A 16,025-nucleotide genomic window follows, 5' to 3' on the forward strand; every position below is an offset into this window, starting at 1 on the left:
CACGCTGCAAACCGTCAACCGCCAGGCGCAGCCGGCATTGCAATTGCGATACACCCCGCAACAAACCGTTAACCGCGTTTGTTTGCCACACATTATCCAATTTGCGATTTGATAAGGCCGGTGCATGGTTGGACTGGTCGAACCGGGACACTAACGTGCCGAACGAATCGCGATTCTGCTCGGCCTGCTCCGGAAAGGCGCAATGAAGCAGATTGAACGTTACATATTCCGCCGCATGAGCATGCTGACGTTCTGGTCGCTGTCCGCGGTCACCCTGCTTGTGATGACCACGCAAGTGGTGGTGCGCGTCAATGTGCTGACCACCACAGGACAGGCGTTTGGCGCGTTCGCGCTGCTGGCCGCCACGCTCATCCCCTCGGTGCTGTCGATCGTGGCGCCGTTCGCCTTGCTGATCGGCGTCAGCCAGGTCCTTTCGAGCATGAATTCGGACAGCGAACTGGTTGTTGTGGAAGCGGCGGGGGTTCCGCCGGCAACCGTTCTCAAGCCTGTGCTGCTGCTGTCGGCACTGGTCTCGCTGATGGTGCTTGTCGTGAGCAATTTCGTCGAGCCCTGGTCGAACAACAAGCTCTACGATGTCCTGGCCCAGGCCCAGTCGGACCTGTTTTCGGTCGCCGTGCGCTCCGGCGCCTTCATGAAGCTCGAGGACGGGCTCTACGTTCAGGTCAACGAGAAGCTCGCCGGCGGGCAACTGGGCGGGATCTTTCTCTCCGACAGCCGCGCGGACGACAACGAGACCATCTATTACGCGCGCAGCGGCGTCATCCGGAAATCCGAATTCGCCGACACCAACATTCTGCTTCTGGTCGACGGCGAACTGCAGCAACGCGACCTGTCCAACGACCGCATCTCGATCGTGACGTTTTCTTCCTATGCGCTGGACATGGCGGCCTTCGTGCCGGCCGGCAGCTCGGCGGCGCGCAGGCCCAGCGAACAACCGACATCATACCTGCTCGATCCGGCCCCGGACGACCATTACTTGACCTCCTCGAAAAACCTGATCGCCCAAGAGCTGGTCAAGCGGTTTTCGGGGTGGATGTATCCGCTGGCGTTCGGCCTGGTGGCATTCTCGTTTCTTGGCAAGGCCCGCTCGAACCGTCACGAGCAGGTCCAGAACGGCGCACTTGTCGCGGCAATCGCCCTGGGAAGCCGGGGATTCGGGTTTTACAGCAACGAAGCGTCGGGGATCAGTTCGACCATGGAGGTCCTGTCATACGTGATCCCGGCCGTCATCATTGCGGTGTTCGGTTTTCTCACCCTGACCGGCCGGACACTGACCATCCCCAAGAGCTGGGCCCAGTTGAACGACCGGCTGATGGACATAAGCGCGCAATGGTTCGACCGGCTCCAGGGCGGGCGCGGCAAGCCGGATCAGGGGCCGTCGACATGAGTGTCCCGGTCTCCACCCTTTCACGCTATTTCTTCCGCCGGTATGTCACGACTTTCCTGACCTACTGCCTCGGATTGCTGCTCGTGATCCTGCTGGTGGATTTCAACGAAACCAGCCGGCGGCTTTCCAGGGCCGAGGATTACTCCGTGGCGCTGGGGCTGCTGATCTCGGCCTTGCGGCTGCCCACCGTGCTGCAACTGATCATCCCCTTTGTCGTCCTGGTCGCCTCGATCGCCACTCTGATGCAGCTCAACCGCAAGTACGAACTGGTGGTGACGCGGGCGGCGGGAATTTCGGCCTGGCAGTTTCTGGCCCCGCTGATCATTGCAAACCTGCTGATCGGGGCACTGTCGGTCACCGTTTTGAACACACTTGCGGCCAAAGCCATGCTGAAGGCGGAGGACATCGTGGTCGAACGCAACCTGGGCACCCAACGTCCGACAAATGTCGCCCCCTGGCTGCGGCAGCGCACCGAAGAAGGCGACACCGTGCTGGGCGCCCGCGCCAGTTCCGAGGGCGGCACCAAGCTGTCAGGCGCAACCTTCTTCCTGTTTGACAAGGACCAGCGGATCAAGGAACGTCTGGAAGCAGAGAGCGCAGTGCTCGGGGATGGGGTCTGGCAACTGACGAATGTGAAGAAAATTCGCGGATCGCAGCCGGTGGAGCTTCTGGACTCGGTGAACGTACCGACCACCCTGAAGGCTGAATTTGTTGGCGAATCATTGGCTTCACCGGAGACTGTGCCGTTTTTCGAATTGCGTGGGAAAATTGCAACGGCCAAATCATTCGGCCTTCCAGCGACCAGTTACGAGATGCAATTCCACCGTTTGGTGGCTCTTCCGGCGCTTTTGGCGGCCATGACACTGATAGCGGCAATGGTGTCGCTGAAATTTGTTCGCTTTGGCCAGTCTTTAACGGTCATCCTGGGTGGAATCCTGGCGGGCTTCGTGCTTTATGTCGTCTCCGAGTTGATCCAGGCGTTCGCGAACGCCGGAACCATTCCGCCTGTCGTGGCGGCATGGCTCCCGGTGTTGGTCGCCTCGGCATTGGGGACAACAGTGCTTCTCCACAAGGAGGACGGGTAGTGGCGGGTGTGCGCCGGTCTAGAGTTCATGCGTTGGCTGGCGTCCTGTGCGCCGGCGTGGCCTTTTGCACCATTTTTTCCCTTGCTGCGCCGCGGGCCGCGGCCCAGATCGTTGCGCCCGGCGGCGTCAGTGTGGCCGAAGACGCAAAGATGCTGCTGGCAGCCGACGAACTGATCTACAACAACGATACGGGCGTCGTCATCGCAAGCGGCGGCGTTCAGATCGACTACGGCAACTACAAGCTGGTTGCCGACAGGGTCGAGTACGACCAGAACACCGGCAGGGTGCAGGCCTTCGGGTCCGTCGAGATGGTCGAGCCGAGCGGCAACCGTATCTACGCCGACAATCTCGACGTGACCGATGATTTCGCCGATGGATTTGTCAATGCGCTGCGAATCGAGACGCCCGACAATACCCGCATCGCGGCGGAAAGCGCCGAACGCGGCGGCGGACGGACAGCCTTCAACAACGGCGTCTACACGGCCTGCGAGGCTTGCGAGAAGCATCCGGAGCGCGCGCCCTTCTGGCAGGTCAAGGCCAAGCGGGTGATCCAGAACGGCGAGACCAAGACAATCCGACTGGAACAGGCAACGTTCGAACTTTTCGGCATGCCGATCGCCTACCTGCCCTTCCTTGAGCTTCCGGACTATGATTCCAAACGCAAGAGCGGTTTCCTGACGCCCAGCTACCAGACAGCCGAGAATCTCGGCACCGGCGTTTCCATCCCCTATTACTGGGCCATCTCGCCCACCATGGACGCGACCTTCACGGGCACCGGCTACACCAACCAGGGTTTTCTGGGTGAAGTCGAATTCCGGCAGAATTTCGCCAATGGCGAACACACTTTGCGCATGGCGGGCATCTCCCAGCGCAATCCCGGTGATTTCACTGTCGGCACCTATGACTCGCTCAACACCCGACGCGGCATGATTGCCTCGAAAGGCCAGTACCGCTTCAATCCGCGCTGGACTTTCGGCTGGGACGGCATGCTGCAGACCGACAACAATTTCTCCCGGACCTACGGGATTTCCGGGTATTCGGGCAGCACCGTCAAATCCGAAGCCTACCTGACCGGCGTTTCCAACCGCAGCCATTTCGACCTGCGTGCCTACAGGTTCGATATTCAGAACGCGCTGACGACCAATCTCACGGAGAAGCAGCAGGCCAGGGTTCATCCGTCGCTCGACTACTCGCGCACCTTCTCCGACCCGGTCGCCGGGGGCGAATTGTCGTTCAACGTCAATGGCTACTCGCTGTCGCGCAAGGCCGACGACATCACGGTCCGGACCGGAGCCGCGACAATGGATCCGCTGTTTGCCGACCGTTACAAGGGGTTTGCCGGCACCAATTCGCGACTGAGCACGGAACTTGAATGGAAGCGGACCTTCACTGCGATGAACGGCCTGCGCCTGACGCCGATCCTGGCGGCGCGCGGCGATCTGAATTCGGTCAATGTGGACACGCTGCCTACCGACTACAACGGCGTTTTCGCCGGCAACGGAACGCATGCACGCGGCATGGTGACGGCCGGTGTCGAAGCAAGCTACCCCGTGCTGGTGACCGCGGCTGGATCAAGCCATGTGTTCGAGCCGATTGCACAGGTGTTCGTCCGTCCCGACGAGCAACTGGCCGGCGGCATTCCGAACGAAGACGCACAGAGCTTCGTTTTCGACACCACGTCGCTGTTCGAGCGCGACAAGTTTTCGGGCTTCGACCGGACCGAGGGCGGAACCCGGGCCAATGTCGGCTTTCGCTACACCGGCAGCTTTGACAATGGCCTGCAGACGCAGGCCGCGTTTGGCCAGTCCTATCATCTGGCCGGTCTGAACTCGTTTGCCACGCCGGATCTTTCGCAGGCAACACGGAATGCCGGTCTTGAAGGCCGTGTCTCGGATTTCGTCGGCATGGGCGGGGTGTCCTACAACGGCTTCTCGCTGGCCGCCTCAGCCCGCTTCGACAAGGATGACTTCCGCGCCGAACGCACCGATGTCCGCGCCGGTTTCAGCAGGGACCGGGTCAGCACCTCGATGACCTACACCGAGATCAAGGCGCCGCGGCCCTATGTTGCCGGCGACGAGGACCGCAAGGAAGTCACCGGTTATGCGTCGCTCAAGGTCCATGACTACTGGCGCGTCGCGGCCTCGGCCAGCTACGACCTGGTCGACCGGAAGTTCAACAGGAACGCGTTCGGCCTGTTGTACGAAGACGAGTGCTTTGCTTTTGCGCTGGCCTACGAAAACACGCGGGACGACAGCAATGCCAATGCCCGTGACTGGAAAATTGGCGCCCGCTTGAGCTTCCGTACCCTTGGCGGCCTGGGCGCCGGCGGCATTGAAAGCCCGTTGGTGCAACCCAGTTTCTAGACCGATGCGAAGCAGAACAGGCGCGATGCTGCCGTTTTCGCCTCGTTTTCGCCGCATGCGATGGGCATTTACGTGCGACTTCGGATTTGCAAGACTGCCGACATCCCGTGTGACCGGATAAAAGGACTAGAAAGCATGAACTTTCCCGCGATCTTTCGCCTTACCGGGCTGCTGTTGTCGTTCGTCCTGGTGCTGCCACTGCTGCTTGTGCCGACGAGCGCCGCGCGTGCCGCAAGCGAAATCAAGATCATCGTCAACAACCAGGCGATCACCAGCGTCGATATCGCGCGCCGGGTGGCGTTTCTCAGGCTGCAGCGCACCGGCGGAAACCTTGGCGAGAAGGCCCGGGAACAATTGATCGAAGAAGCCCTGAAGCTTCAGGAAGCCGCGCGCATTCGCGTGCTTGTCTCCGATGAGCAGGTCGATGCCTCGTTTGAACGTTTCGCGGCCTCCAACAAGCTGTCCACCAAGCAGCTTACGCAGGTGCTCAACCAGGCCGGAGTCACGCCCAAGCATTTCAAGAACTTCATCCGGGTCCAGATGAGCTGGCCACGGGTCGTCGGTGCAATCGGCGGCGGCGGCATGTCGACCCAGGACCTGGTTTCCAAGATGCTGGAGCGGGGCAACGACAAGCCGACCACCACGGAGTATTTCCTGCAGCAGGTGGTGTTCGTGGTCCCCGCCAACAAGCGGTCCCAGTCCCTGCTGAACGCCCGCAAGCGCGAAGCCGACCAGTTGCGCGGCCGAATCCAGGGCTGCGACAGTGCCGCCTCGATGATCACCGGCCTGCGCGACGTTTCGCTGCGTCAGCTCGGCCGCATCATGCAGCCGCAATTGCCGCCCGACTGGAAACCCCTGATCGAACGGGCCAAGGCGGGCGGAGCGACAACGTCGCGGATTACGGAGCGCGGCATCGAGTTCATCATCATATGCTCGGCGAAGACCGTTTCCGACGACAAGGCGGCTGAACTGGTGTTCCGCTCCGAGAATGAAGAGACAGGCGACTCCGAAGAAGCCAAGAAATATCTCGCCGAACTGCGCAAGCGTGCGGTTATTGCCAACAAGTAAGGATCTCCCCGTCATGACCGGGCACCGCCGCGCGCTGGCTTTGACCATGGGCGATCCCGCTGGAATAGGCCCGGATCTTGCTCTTGCCGCCTGGATAGACCGCACCCGGCTGGAACTGCCGCCCTTCCTGATGATCGGCGATCCGGCAATGCTGGCGGACCGGGCGAAGCTGCTCGGTCTCGATGTGCCGCTTGTCGAAGCCTTGGCCGAAAATGCCGCGGCGAAGTTCGCCAGTGCCCTGCCCGTGCTGCCGGTGGCGCTTACCAGGCCCGCGGTACCGGGTCAGCCGGATTCGGGCAATGCGGAGGCGGTCATCGAAGCCATCCGGCTGGCGGTGGAGCTGACCACAGCGGCGAGAACCCACGCCGTGGTGACCAACCCGATCGCGAAATCGGTGCTTTACGAGTCCGGCTTCGGTTTTCCCGGGCACACCGAGTACCTCGCACATCTGGCAAGCGAAACCGCGGGCCATCCGGTCATGCCGGTGATGCTGCTTGCCGGGCCGAAGCTGCGGGTCGCGCCGGTCACCATCCATATTCCGCTCAGGCAGGTTGCCGACGCTCTGACCACACGGTCGATCGTGGAAACCGCGCGCATCATCGCGCAAGATCTCGCGTCCCGCTTCGGCCTGAGTGCGCCGCGAATCGCCATCTCAGGGCTCAACCCGCATGCGGGCGAGGATGGCGCGCTGGGCCGCGAGGACGCCGAGATCATCGCGCCGGCAATCGCCGAGCTGCAGGCGGACGGAATCGATGCCTTCGGGCCACTCCCGGCCGACACCATGTTTCACGCCGAAGCCCGCGAAAGCTATGACGCGGCCATCTGCATGTACCATGACCAGGCGCTGATCCCGGCCAAGACCTTGGGCTTTCACGATTCGGTCAATGTGACACTGGGCCTGCCTTTCATCCGCACCTCGCCGGATCACGGGACCGCGTTTTCGCTTGCGGGCAAGGGCCAGGCGCGCTTCGACAGCCTGGTGGCGGCGCTGAAGCTTGCCGCCAGGATGGCCAACACCGAAATCGAATCCGCAACCCTTCAAGCATTGAGCAGGGCATAATGGCCTCGACACCCGACGGCTTGCCGCCGCTGCGCGACGTTGTCGCCACCCACGGCCTGGCGCCGAAGAAAGCGCTTGGTCAGAATTTCCTGTTCGACCTCAACCTGACCGCCAAGATCGCCCGGTCGGCAGGCCCGCTGGAAGGCTTTACCGTGTTTGAAATCGGCCCCGGCCCGGGCGGTTTGACGCGGGCGTTGCTGGCGCAGGGGGCAACCCGCGTGGTGGCGGTCGAACGGGACCCGCGCTGCCTGCCGATTCTCGCCGAAATCTCCGCCCACTATCCCGGACGGCTCGAGGTGGTGGAGGGAGATGCGCTTGAGACCGACCTGGCGGCGCTGGCCGACGGCGCTCCCGCCAAGATCGTCGCCAACCTGCCCTACAATGTCGGCACGCAGTTGCTGATCAACTGGCTGACAGCCGATGTCGATCATCCGTTCTGGACGTCGATGACGCTGATGTTCCAGAAGGAAGTCGGGCAGCGGATCGTGGCTGCGCCGGGATCGAACCATTATGGCCGCCTCGGCGTGCTGGCGGGATGGATCGCGCACAGCGAGATCCTGTTCGACGTGCCGCCACAGGCCTTCACGCCGCCGCCGAAGGTGACCTCGAGCGTGGTCCAGCTCGAACCGCTGAAAGAGCGCCTGCCCTGCGATCTCGCGAAACTCGAGCGCGTTACCCATGCCGCCTTCGGCCAGCGCCGCAAGATGCTGCGCCAGAGCCTGAAGCCGTTGGGCGGGGAAGCCTTGCTGGAACGGGTCGGAATCGAGCCCACGCGCCGCGCCGAGACGCTCAGCGTCGCCGAATTCTGCGCACTGGCCGAGGCGTTGTAGCCATCGGGCGATGCCGCCCGTCAGGCTGCCAGGTTGAGCTTATGACGGCAGCGCCGGAAACACGCCGGTTTTCTTGATGGTTCCGTAGACGATGCTCGTATCGATCGACGCGATGCCGCCGATGGCGTGGATGCGGTTGCGGATGAAGTCCTCGTAATGGTCGAGACCGGCGACCACGACTCTCAGCAGGTAATCCGCCGGTCCGGTCATCAGATGGCATTCCAGCACTTCGTCGATTGCCCTGATTCGGGCCTCGAACTCCTGGATATGGCTGCCGGTATGGCGCTCGAGCCGGATACGGATGAACACCATCATTGGCAAGCCGTAGGCCTTGGCGTCGACATCGACGCTGTAGCCGCGGATCACACCGCTGTCCTCGAGGTTGCGAAGCCGGCGCAGGCATGGCGAGGGTGACAGGTTCACCGCAGCGGCGAGATCCTGGTTGGTCATGCGGGCATTGGCTTGCAGCGCCCGGACGATCTGGCGATCCTTGCCATCCATTTTAAAACTCCTTGGCAGATAATGCCAATTCTGAACTCTATCCGGGCATAAATAGCAATCAAATGCCTTTCGAGATAGGGCAATCTTGCTGCATCACCGGAAAGGATCCCGTCATGAAAACCAGCAGCAAGAACTTCTCCACCCGCGCCATCCACCACGGCTACAATCCGATGGATCACCAGGGCGCGCTGACGCCGCCGCTGCACTTGACGTCGACTTTTGCCTTTGACAGCGCCGAAGCGGGTGGAGAGATGTTTGCGGGCGAGCGGCCGGGCTACATCTATTCACGCATTTCCAACCCGACACTCGACCTGCTGGAGCAGCGCATCGCGGTGCTGGAAGGCGCGGAAGCCGGGCTGGCGCTGGCTTCCGGCATGGGTGCGATCACCGCGGCCCTGTGGACGCTCCTGTCTCCGGGTGACGAGGTCATCGTCGACAAGACGCTCTATGGCTGCACCTTCGCCTTCATGCGCCACGGTCTCGCAAAATTCGGCATCACCATCACCCATGTCGACATGACCGATCCGGCCAACCTGACCTCGGCGATCTCCGAGAAGACTCGGGTCGTCTATTTCGAGACGCCGGCCAATCCGAACATGCGGCTCGTCGATATCGAGGCCATATCGAAGATCGCCCATGCGAGCGGTGCGACGGTGGTTGTCGACAACACCTACGCCACCCCCTTTCTCACCCGCCCGATCGAACTCGGCGCCGATATCGTGGTGCATTCGGCCACCAAATATCTCGGCGGTCACGGCGATGTCGTCGCCGGCCTGCTGGTCGGCAGCGCCGAGCAGGTCTCGCAGATCCGGCTGTTCGGCATGAAGGACATGACCGGCGCAGTGATGGCCCCGTTCAACGCGATGCTGATCCTGCGCGGGCTGAAGACGCTGGCGCTCAGAATGGAGCGGCATTGCGCCAATGCGCAAAAGGTCGCGGCCATGCTGGAAGCGAGCGAAGGCGTGGCGAAGGTCTATTACCCAGGACTGCAGAGCTTCGAGCAGCACGAGCTTGCGCTCCGGCAGATGCCCGGATTCGGCGCGATGATCGCCTTCGAACTCGATGGCGGCATCGAAGCCGGGCGACGGCTGATGAACCGGCTGACCATGATCGGACGCGCGGTTTCGCTTGGAGACGCGGAATCGCTGATCCAGCACCCGGCGAGCATGACGCACTCGACCTACACCGAGGAAGAGCGGGCCGAGCACGGCATTTCCGACGGGCTGATCCGCTTGTCGGTGGGGCTCGAAGATGTCGACGACATCATCGACGATCTGGCTCAGGCGCTGGCCGATGACGCAGTCCGTGCGGCAGCCTGAATCCGCCCGGATGCCAGAAGGTTGAGGCCGGCAGATGATATGGCGATCAACGTGTAGCCAGGTCAGGACTCCTGGGCAAAGAACGGCTAGTCTCCCCGCATTGCAACCAGGGACCCGGAATTGATGTTTTCCATAAATGAGATCGAAGACGCCGCAGCACTTGTTCACCGCCACATGCCGCCGACGCCGCAATACAGCTGGCCGTTGATCAATCGGGAACTCGGTATCGAAACCTGGGTCAAGCATGAGAACCACACGCCGACCGGCGCTTTCAAGGTGCGCGGCGGCATCACTTTCATCGACTGGCTGAAACGGAGTGAGCCGCGGGCGAGCGGGATTTGCACCGCCACCCGGGGCAATCACGGCCAGAGCCAGGCACGGGCCGCGACGGCTGCCGGGCTGAAGGCCAAGATCTACGTGCCGGAAGGCAATTCGCCCGAAAAAAATGCCGCAATGAGCGCATTCGGCGCCGAAGTCATCATCTTCGGCAAGGACTTTGACGAGGCGCGCCTCGAAGCCATGCGGGTGGCCGAAGCGGAAGGCCTTGCGGTTGTGCCGCCGTTTCACCGCGAACTGGCCCGCGGCGTCGCCACCTATGCCTACGAGCTGTTTTCGGCCCAGCCGGAGCTGGACACGGTCTATGTGCCGATCGGCTGCGGCTCCGGAATTTGTTCGACGATCGCGGTGCGCGATGCGCTCGGACTCAGGACAAAAGTCGTCGGCGTTGTTTCAACCGAGGCACAGGCCGCGAAACTGTCGGTCGAAGCCGGAAGGCTGATCGAGACAGAGAGCGCCCGGACCTTTGCCGACGGCATGGCGGTGCGGGTGCCGGTGCAGGCGGCATTCGACATCTATTCGACCGGCGCGGAACGAATTGTCGCGGTCAGCGACGACGAGGTCGCCGAGGCTATCCGCACCTATTTCCGCTGCACCCACAATGTGGCCGAGGGCGCAGGTGCGGCGCCGCTGGCGGCGCTTCAGCAGGAAAAGGCGCGGATGGCGGGAAAACGCGTCGGCGTCATCCTGTGCGGCGGCAACATCGATACCGACAAGCTCATCACAGTCATGCAGGGCGGGACCCCGGAACCATGAACACCACGCATCTCAAGACCATCGAACAGCGGCTGCTGTGGCTGTCGCACTGGATGATCCACAACGCCAACCACATCCGCCCCAAGGTCGATGGGATCAAGATCGGCGGCCACCAGGCGTCGTCGGCCTCGATGGTGTCGATCATGACGGCGCTCTATTTCTCCGCGCTGAGGCCCGAAGACCGGGTGGCGGTCAAGCCGCACGCCTCGCCGATCTTCCACGCGATCCAGTACCTGATGGGCAACCAGACGCGCGAGAAGATGGAGAATTTCCGGGGGTTCGGCGGCGTGCAGTCCTACCCGTCGCGGACCAAGGACATAGACGACGTCGATTTCTCCACCGGCTCGGTCGGGCTCGGCGTCGCCATCACCTCCTTCGCCTCGATCGTGCAGGATTACATCAAGGCCAAGGACTGGGGCCAGGACCTGCCGCTCGGGCGCATGGTGGCGCTGGTCGGCGACGCCGAGCTTGACGAGGGCAATATCTACGAGACGCTGCAGGAGGGATGGAAGAACGACCTGCGCAACACCTGGTGGATCATCGACTACAATCGCCAGTCGCTCGACGGCATCGTGCACGAGGGCCTGTTCCGCCGCGTCGAGAAGATCTTCGAAGCCTTCGGCTGGGACGTGGTGCGGGTCAAATACGGCCATCTGCAGCGCGCCGCCTTCACCGAGAAGGGCGGCGACAAGCTGAAAGACTGGATCGACAACTGCCCCAACCAGCTCTACGCGGCGCTCACCTTCATGGGGGGCGCGGTGTGGCGCAAGCACCTGATGGACGATCTCGGCGACCAGGGCGACGTGACCAGGCTGATCGAGGCGCGCTCCGACCGGGAACTGGCGGAACTGATGGAAAACCTCGGCGGCAACTGCGTCTCGACCATGGCGGACGCCTTTGCCTCGATCGACCATGACCGGCCGGTCTGCTTTCTCGCCTACACGATCAAGGGCTGGGGCACGCCGATCGCCGGTCACAAGGACAATCATGGCGGGCTGATGAACAAGGCCCAGATGGCCGAGTGGCAGCACCATATGGGGGTTCCTGAAGGCGAGGAATGGGAGAAATTCTCAACCGTCGCGGATCCGGCAGCACTTCAGGCGTTTCTCGACCGGACGCCGTTTTTCGCCAAGGGCCGGAGGCGTTATTCCGATCACGTGATCGCCACGCCAGCGATAGAAATCGCCTCGGATCGCGAGATTTCCACCCAAATGGCATTCGGCAAGATCCTCGACGATCTGTCCAAGACCAACAGCGAGCTTGCGGCGCGGATCGTCACCACCTCGCCTGATGTCACCGGCACCACCAATTTGGGCCCCTGGGTCAACCGGCGCAAGCTGTTCGCCCGCGAGGCGCGCGCCGACACCTTCAAGACGCACAACATTCCCTCGACCGCCAAATGGGAGTTCGCGCCCGACGGCCAGCATATCGAGCTCGGCATTGCCGAAATGAACCTGTTTCTGCTGCTCGGAGCGGCAGGCCTGTCGCATTCGCTGTTCGGCAAGCGGCTGATCCCGATCGGCACGGTCTACGATCCCTTCGTCGCCCGCGGGCTCGATGCGCTCAACTATGCCTGTTACCAGGATTCGCGCTTCATGATCGTCGGCACGCCCTCGGGCGTGACGCTGGCGCCCGAGGGCGGCGCGCACCAGTCGATCGGCTCGCCGCTGATCGGCATGAGCCAGGACGGGCTGGCGGCGTTCGAGCCGGCCTTTGCCGACGAGCTGGCGGTGATCATGAAATGGGCCTTCGATTACATGCAGAAGGATGGCGAAGGCGATCCGGATGAACGCACCTGGTTGCGCGACGAGACCGGAGGCTCGGTCTATCTGAGACTTACCACCAACCCGATCGAGCAGCCGGGCACCCGCGCCGACGAAGATTTCCGCCAGGGCGCCATCGACGGCGCCTACTGGCTGCGCAAGCCCGGTCCGAATTGCGAGGTCGTCATCGCTTACCAGGGTGCTGTGGCGCCGGAAGCGATCCGCGCGGCCGGCCGCATTGCCGAGACAAGGCGCGATGTCGGCGTGCTGGCGGTGACATCCGCCGACCGGCTCAACGCCGGCTGGACGGCGGCGCAACGCGCACGGTCACGCGGCAATGCGAACGCCGAAAGCCACATCGAAACGCTGACCGCCGCCCTGCCCCGGCACGCAAAGATTGTCACGGTGATCGATGGCCATCCGGCAACCCTCGGCTGGATCGGCTCGGTGCAGGGCCACCAGACCATCCCGCTCGGCGTCGAACATTTCGGCCAGACCGGGACGATCGGCGATCTCTACCATCATTTCGGCATCGACGCCGAGGCAATCGTGCAGGCCGCAATCGGACTGACGGATGGTCACCGGGGGATGCCAAGGCTGATGCAGCGCAAGGGGTGACAGGCAGCCGTCACGATGCGCCCGTTCAGCTTTAGCCTTCGAGCAGGCCCTGGACGAAATCGAACAGGCCGGGGCGGCGGTCGCGGCGCAGACGCTCGGCCTGGACGATGGCGCGCACGGCGGAATAGGCGCGGTCGAGATCGTCATTGACGACGACATAGTCATATTCGCGCCAGTGCTCGATTTCCGAGCGGGCGTTGGCGAGCCGCTGCTCGATCACCTCTTCAGTGTCCTCGGCGCGGCGGTGCAGCCGGGCGCGCAGTTCTTCCATCGAGGGCGGCAGGATGAAGATCGACACAACGTCGGCGCTCATCTTCTCCTGCAATTGCTGCGCACCCTGCCAGTCGATGTCGAACAGCATGTCGCGGCCCTCGGCCATCGCCACCTCGGCAGCCTCGCGCGGCGTGCCGTAACAATTGCCATGCACCTCCGCCCATTCGAGCAGCGCCTCCGAATCCCGCATCCGCTCGAAATCGCGCTTTGACTTGAAATGATAGTGCACACCCTCGATCTCGCTGCCGCGACGCGGACGCGTGGTCACGCTGACTGACAGGCTGAGACCGGTGTCATGTTCGAGCAGATTGCGAGCAATGGTGGATTTGCCGGCACCCGAGGGCGAGGAAATCACAAGCATGAGGCCGCGCCGCTTGATGCGGGCCGAGGGAAGATGGGCGGGCGGCTGGCTCATCGCTACTCCAGATTCTGAACTTGTTCGCGAAACTGGTCTATCAGGACCTTCAGATCAAGTCCGATCGCAGTGACCGATGCCGCATTGGATTTCGAACATATGGTGTTGGTTTCGCGGTTGAATTCCTGGGCGAGGAAATCGAGCCTGCGGCCGGCGGCGGCCTCGCCTTCGATCAGCGCCCGGGCCGCATCGACATGGGCTTTGAGCCGGTCGATTTCCTCGCGCAGGTCGGCCTTGGTGGCCAGAAGTGCGGCTTCCATGTAGAGCCGGTCGCGATCGAGACCGGCGCCGGTGTCCATCAGGCTTGCCACCTGCTCAGTCAGCCGCGCGCGAATGGCTTCGGGCGAGCGCGACGGATCCGCCTCGACCGCAAGGGTCAGCGCGCCGATGTGATCAACCTGGGCGCCGAGCACGCGGGCCAGGGCCGCGCCTTCCGACAGCCGCATCGCCTTGAGTTCCTCAAGCGCGCTCATGAAGCCGTCGAGCACAGCCTTGTTGCGCGCTTCGCGGACCTCATCGGACAGTTCGGGATCGCGGAATTCGAGTACGCCCTTGATGTTGAGAATGCCGTCGAGCGCCGGCTTGCGGGCGTCGATCCGGTCTTCCAGCCGGTTGACAAGGTCGATGACGGCATCGAGCGCCGCCTCGTTGACCACGGCTTCCACCGCCGTGCCGGTGACGCTGGTTGAAAGCGACACCTGCAGGTTGCCGCGCGTCAGCGCCGCCGCGACGGCCTTGCGGACCGGCTGCTCGAGCGCCTCGAAGCCCTGCGGCAGCCGCAACCGCACATCGAGGTTCTTGCCGTTGACCGAGCGGAGTTCCCACACGAAGCGAAGCCCCGAGGCTTCGCCCTCATGGCGCGCAAACCCCGTCATCGACTGGACAGCCATGCCTCATGCCCCCTTTTCCCCTCGACCTTGGCCCGGACAGGCCACGGTGCTCACACAATCAATTGCCTTGCGTAGTGGCGCCCTGCGTGTTGGCCTCGGCCTCGGCGGCCTTCTCGGCTGCCAGCGCCTTTTCGCGCTCGGCCTCAAGTCTGCGCCAGCGCGCAACATTGGAATTGTGGTCGTCCAGCGTTTCGGCGAACGCGTGCCCGCCGCTGCCGTCGGCCACGAAGTACAGATCCTTGGTCCGCGACGGATTGGCGACCGCCTCCATTGCCTCGCGCCCCGGATTGGCAATCGGCGTGGGCGGCAAGCCGTCGATCACATAGGTGTTGTAGGCCGTCGGCTTGTCGATATCCGACTTGTAGATGGGACGATCCGACGGCTTGCCGGCTCCGCCGAACAGGCCATAGATGATCGTCGGGTCGGACTGCAGGCGCATGCCCTTCTCGAGCCGGTTGATGAAGACACCGGCGACGCGCGGCCGCTCGTCGGCGCGCGCGGTTTCCTTCTCGACGATGGAGGCGAGGATGACCAGTTCCTCGGGGGTTGCAAGCGGCAGATCCGGCGCGCGGCGGGCCCAGACCTGCTCCAGCGCCCTCGTCTGGGCCTTTGCCATCTGTTCGACGATTTCCGCCCGGGTGGTGCCCCGGGAGTATTTGTAGGTTTCCGGCAGAAGAGCGCCTTCGGGCGGCATTTCCGCCGGCAGGTCGCCCTGCAGCATCTCGTCGGCCCTGAGCCGGTCGAAGACCTGCTGCACGGTCTGGCCTTCCGGCACGGTGAAGGAATGCAGGATCGATTTTCCCGACTGCATAAGCTCGATGATCTCGAGCATCGACGAGCGTGCCTTGATCTCGTATTCGCCGGCCTTGAGCGTGTCGTCGCCGAGAACGCCCTTGGCGCCGATCGAGAAGATCCGCTGATTGGTGATGATGCCTTCGCGTTCGAGCCCTGCGGCGATCTGGTTGAGGCCGGCGCCTTCGCGCACCATGAAATCGGTGGTGCGGTCGAGCGGCCCGCGGCCTTCGAACTCGGTCTTGCCGTACCAGAACACGCCAATACCGACGATGGCGACGAAAATGACCAGCGAGAGAATGAAATTGAGGAACACCACGACCTGGTTGCGGGCGCGGCGCGAGCGCTTGGGCGGAGGCGGCGCCTTCTCCGGCTTCAAGGCCTGCGAGGGCGATACCGGTATGATCGGACCGGACGGTGCAGAGCCATTGTCGCCAGCGCGGCCAAAAATACCCTTGCCTTGATTATTGCGGTCGTTCACGGGGTCAATCTCCGCAGGAATTGGATAAGGGGCAGAGCCCGATGCTTCGTTCTTGCCGCTCAATGTG

General features: G+C 63.0%; 13 protein-coding genes. 9 read left to right on the forward strand and 4 right to left on the reverse strand.

What is annotated here, in order from left to right:
• Positions 1-202 precede the first annotated feature (202 nt).
• The 6 genes from O4H62_RS03700 (at position 203) to rsmA (ending at position 7,814) form a co-directional block, all read left to right on the forward strand.
• On the forward strand, positions 203-1,408 hold the full coding sequence (locus tag O4H62_RS03700; RefSeq protein WP_269385763.1) for an LptF/LptG family permease: 1,206 nt from the start codon (positions 203-205) through the stop codon (positions 1,406-1,408).
• The gene (lptG, locus tag O4H62_RS03705) at positions 1,405-2,493 is read left to right on the forward strand and encodes an LPS export ABC transporter permease LptG (protein WP_269385764.1); all 1,089 of its coding nucleotides are present in this window, start codon (positions 1,405-1,407) and stop codon (positions 2,491-2,493) included. Before O4H62_RS03700 ends, lptG begins: the two co-directional genes overlap by 4 nt.
• 32 nt (positions 2,494-2,525) lie before the next feature.
• Positions 2,526-4,856, forward strand: a complete 2,331-nt coding sequence (locus O4H62_RS03710; RefSeq protein ID WP_269385765.1) for an LPS-assembly protein LptD — start codon at positions 2,526-2,528, stop codon at positions 4,854-4,856.
• Positions 4,857-4,991: 135 nt separating this feature from the next.
• Positions 4,992-5,924 (forward strand): peptidylprolyl isomerase, encoded by a 933-nt coding sequence (locus O4H62_RS03715; protein ID WP_269385766.1) that lies wholly within the window; start codon positions 4,992-4,994, stop codon positions 5,922-5,924.
• Between the two features lie 13 nt (positions 5,925-5,937).
• Positions 5,938-6,984, forward strand: a complete 1,047-nt coding sequence (pdxA, locus tag O4H62_RS03720) for a 4-hydroxythreonine-4-phosphate dehydrogenase PdxA (RefSeq protein WP_269385767.1) — start codon at positions 5,938-5,940, stop codon at positions 6,982-6,984.
• Positions 6,984-7,814, forward strand: coding sequence for a 16S rRNA (adenine(1518)-N(6)/adenine(1519)-N(6))-dimethyltransferase RsmA (rsmA, locus tag O4H62_RS03725; RefSeq protein ID WP_269385768.1), 831 nt, complete (start codon positions 6,984-6,986; stop codon positions 7,812-7,814). Before pdxA ends, rsmA begins: the two co-directional genes overlap by 1 nt.
• 39 nt (positions 7,815-7,853) lie before the next feature.
• On the opposite strand, the gene O4H62_RS03730 is transcribed toward rsmA, so the two are convergent.
• Positions 7,854-8,315 carry an Lrp/AsnC family transcriptional regulator gene (locus O4H62_RS03730; RefSeq protein WP_269385769.1) on the reverse strand — a complete coding sequence of 154 codons (462 nt, stop codon included), beginning with the start codon at positions 8,313-8,315 and terminating at the stop codon, positions 7,854-7,856.
• Positions 8,316-8,428: 113 nt separating this feature from the next.
• On the opposite strand from O4H62_RS03730, the gene O4H62_RS03735 reads away from it, so the two are divergent.
• From O4H62_RS03735 to O4H62_RS03745, 3 genes are all read left to right on the forward strand, one after another.
• Positions 8,429-9,634, forward strand: coding sequence for a methionine gamma-lyase (locus O4H62_RS03735; RefSeq protein WP_269385770.1), 1,206 nt, complete (start codon positions 8,429-8,431; stop codon positions 9,632-9,634).
• Between the two features lie 123 nt (positions 9,635-9,757).
• Positions 9,758-10,726: a threonine dehydratase gene (locus tag O4H62_RS03740; protein WP_269385771.1), complete on the forward strand. Its 969-nt coding sequence runs from the start codon at positions 9,758-9,760 to the stop codon at positions 10,724-10,726.
• Positions 10,723-13,107, forward strand: a complete 2,385-nt coding sequence (locus O4H62_RS03745) for a transketolase-like TK C-terminal-containing protein (protein ID WP_269385772.1) — start codon at positions 10,723-10,725, stop codon at positions 13,105-13,107. Before O4H62_RS03740 ends, O4H62_RS03745 begins: the two co-directional genes overlap by 4 nt.
• A 31-nt stretch (positions 13,108-13,138) precedes the next feature.
• On the opposite strand, the gene gmk is transcribed toward O4H62_RS03745, so the two are convergent.
• The 3 genes from gmk to mltG are packed head-to-tail and all read right to left on the reverse strand — an operon-like array spanning position 13,139 to position 15,958.
• The gene (gene gmk / locus O4H62_RS03750) at positions 13,139-13,795 is read right to left on the reverse strand and encodes a guanylate kinase (RefSeq protein WP_269385773.1); all 657 of its coding nucleotides are present in this window, start codon (positions 13,793-13,795) and stop codon (positions 13,139-13,141) included.
• 2 nt (positions 13,796-13,797) lie between these two features.
• The gene (locus tag O4H62_RS03755) at positions 13,798-14,685 is read right to left on the reverse strand and encodes a YicC/YloC family endoribonuclease (RefSeq protein ID WP_269385774.1); all 888 of its coding nucleotides are present in this window, start codon (positions 14,683-14,685) and stop codon (positions 13,798-13,800) included.
• Positions 14,686-14,743: 58 nt separating this feature from the next.
• A complete protein-coding gene (mltG, locus tag O4H62_RS03760) occupies positions 14,744-15,958 on the reverse strand; it encodes an endolytic transglycosylase MltG (protein WP_430538366.1) in 1,215 nt (404 codons plus the stop codon).
• Between the last annotated feature and the right edge of the window lie 67 nt (positions 15,959-16,025).

The organism is Parahoeflea alexandrii, assembly GCF_027214025.1.
Lineage (GTDB): Bacteria > Pseudomonadota > Alphaproteobacteria > Rhizobiales > Rhizobiaceae > Hoeflea > Hoeflea alexandrii_A.

Coding starts and splice junctions, on each gene's coding strand:
- pdxA (WP_269385767.1), top strand. CDS start 5,938: ATGACCGGGCACCGCCGCGCGCTGGCTTTGACCATGGGCGATCCCGCT.
- O4H62_RS03735 (WP_269385770.1), top strand. CDS start 8,429: ATGAAAACCAGCAGCAAGAACTTCTCCACCCGCGCCATCCACCACGGC.
- O4H62_RS03745 (WP_269385772.1), top strand. CDS start 10,723: ATGAACACCACGCATCTCAAGACCATCGAACAGCGGCTGCTGTGGCTG.
- gmk (WP_269385773.1), bottom strand. CDS start 13,795: ATGAGCCAGCCGCCCGCCCATCTTCCCTCGGCCCGCATCAAGCGGCGC.
- O4H62_RS03715 (WP_269385766.1), top strand. CDS start 4,992: ATGAACTTTCCCGCGATCTTTCGCCTTACCGGGCTGCTGTTGTCGTTC.
- rsmA (WP_269385768.1), top strand. CDS start 6,984: ATGGCCTCGACACCCGACGGCTTGCCGCCGCTGCGCGACGTTGTCGCC.
- O4H62_RS03740 (WP_269385771.1), top strand. CDS start 9,758: ATGTTTTCCATAAATGAGATCGAAGACGCCGCAGCACTTGTTCACCGC.
- O4H62_RS03755 (WP_269385774.1), bottom strand. CDS start 14,685: ATGGCTGTCCAGTCGATGACGGGGTTTGCGCGCCATGAGGGCGAAGCC.
- O4H62_RS03730 (WP_269385769.1), bottom strand. CDS start 8,315: ATGGATGGCAAGGATCGCCAGATCGTCCGGGCGCTGCAAGCCAATGCC.
- O4H62_RS03700 (WP_269385763.1), top strand. CDS start 203: ATGAAGCAGATTGAACGTTACATATTCCGCCGCATGAGCATGCTGACG.
- lptG (WP_269385764.1), top strand. CDS start 1,405: ATGAGTGTCCCGGTCTCCACCCTTTCACGCTATTTCTTCCGCCGGTAT.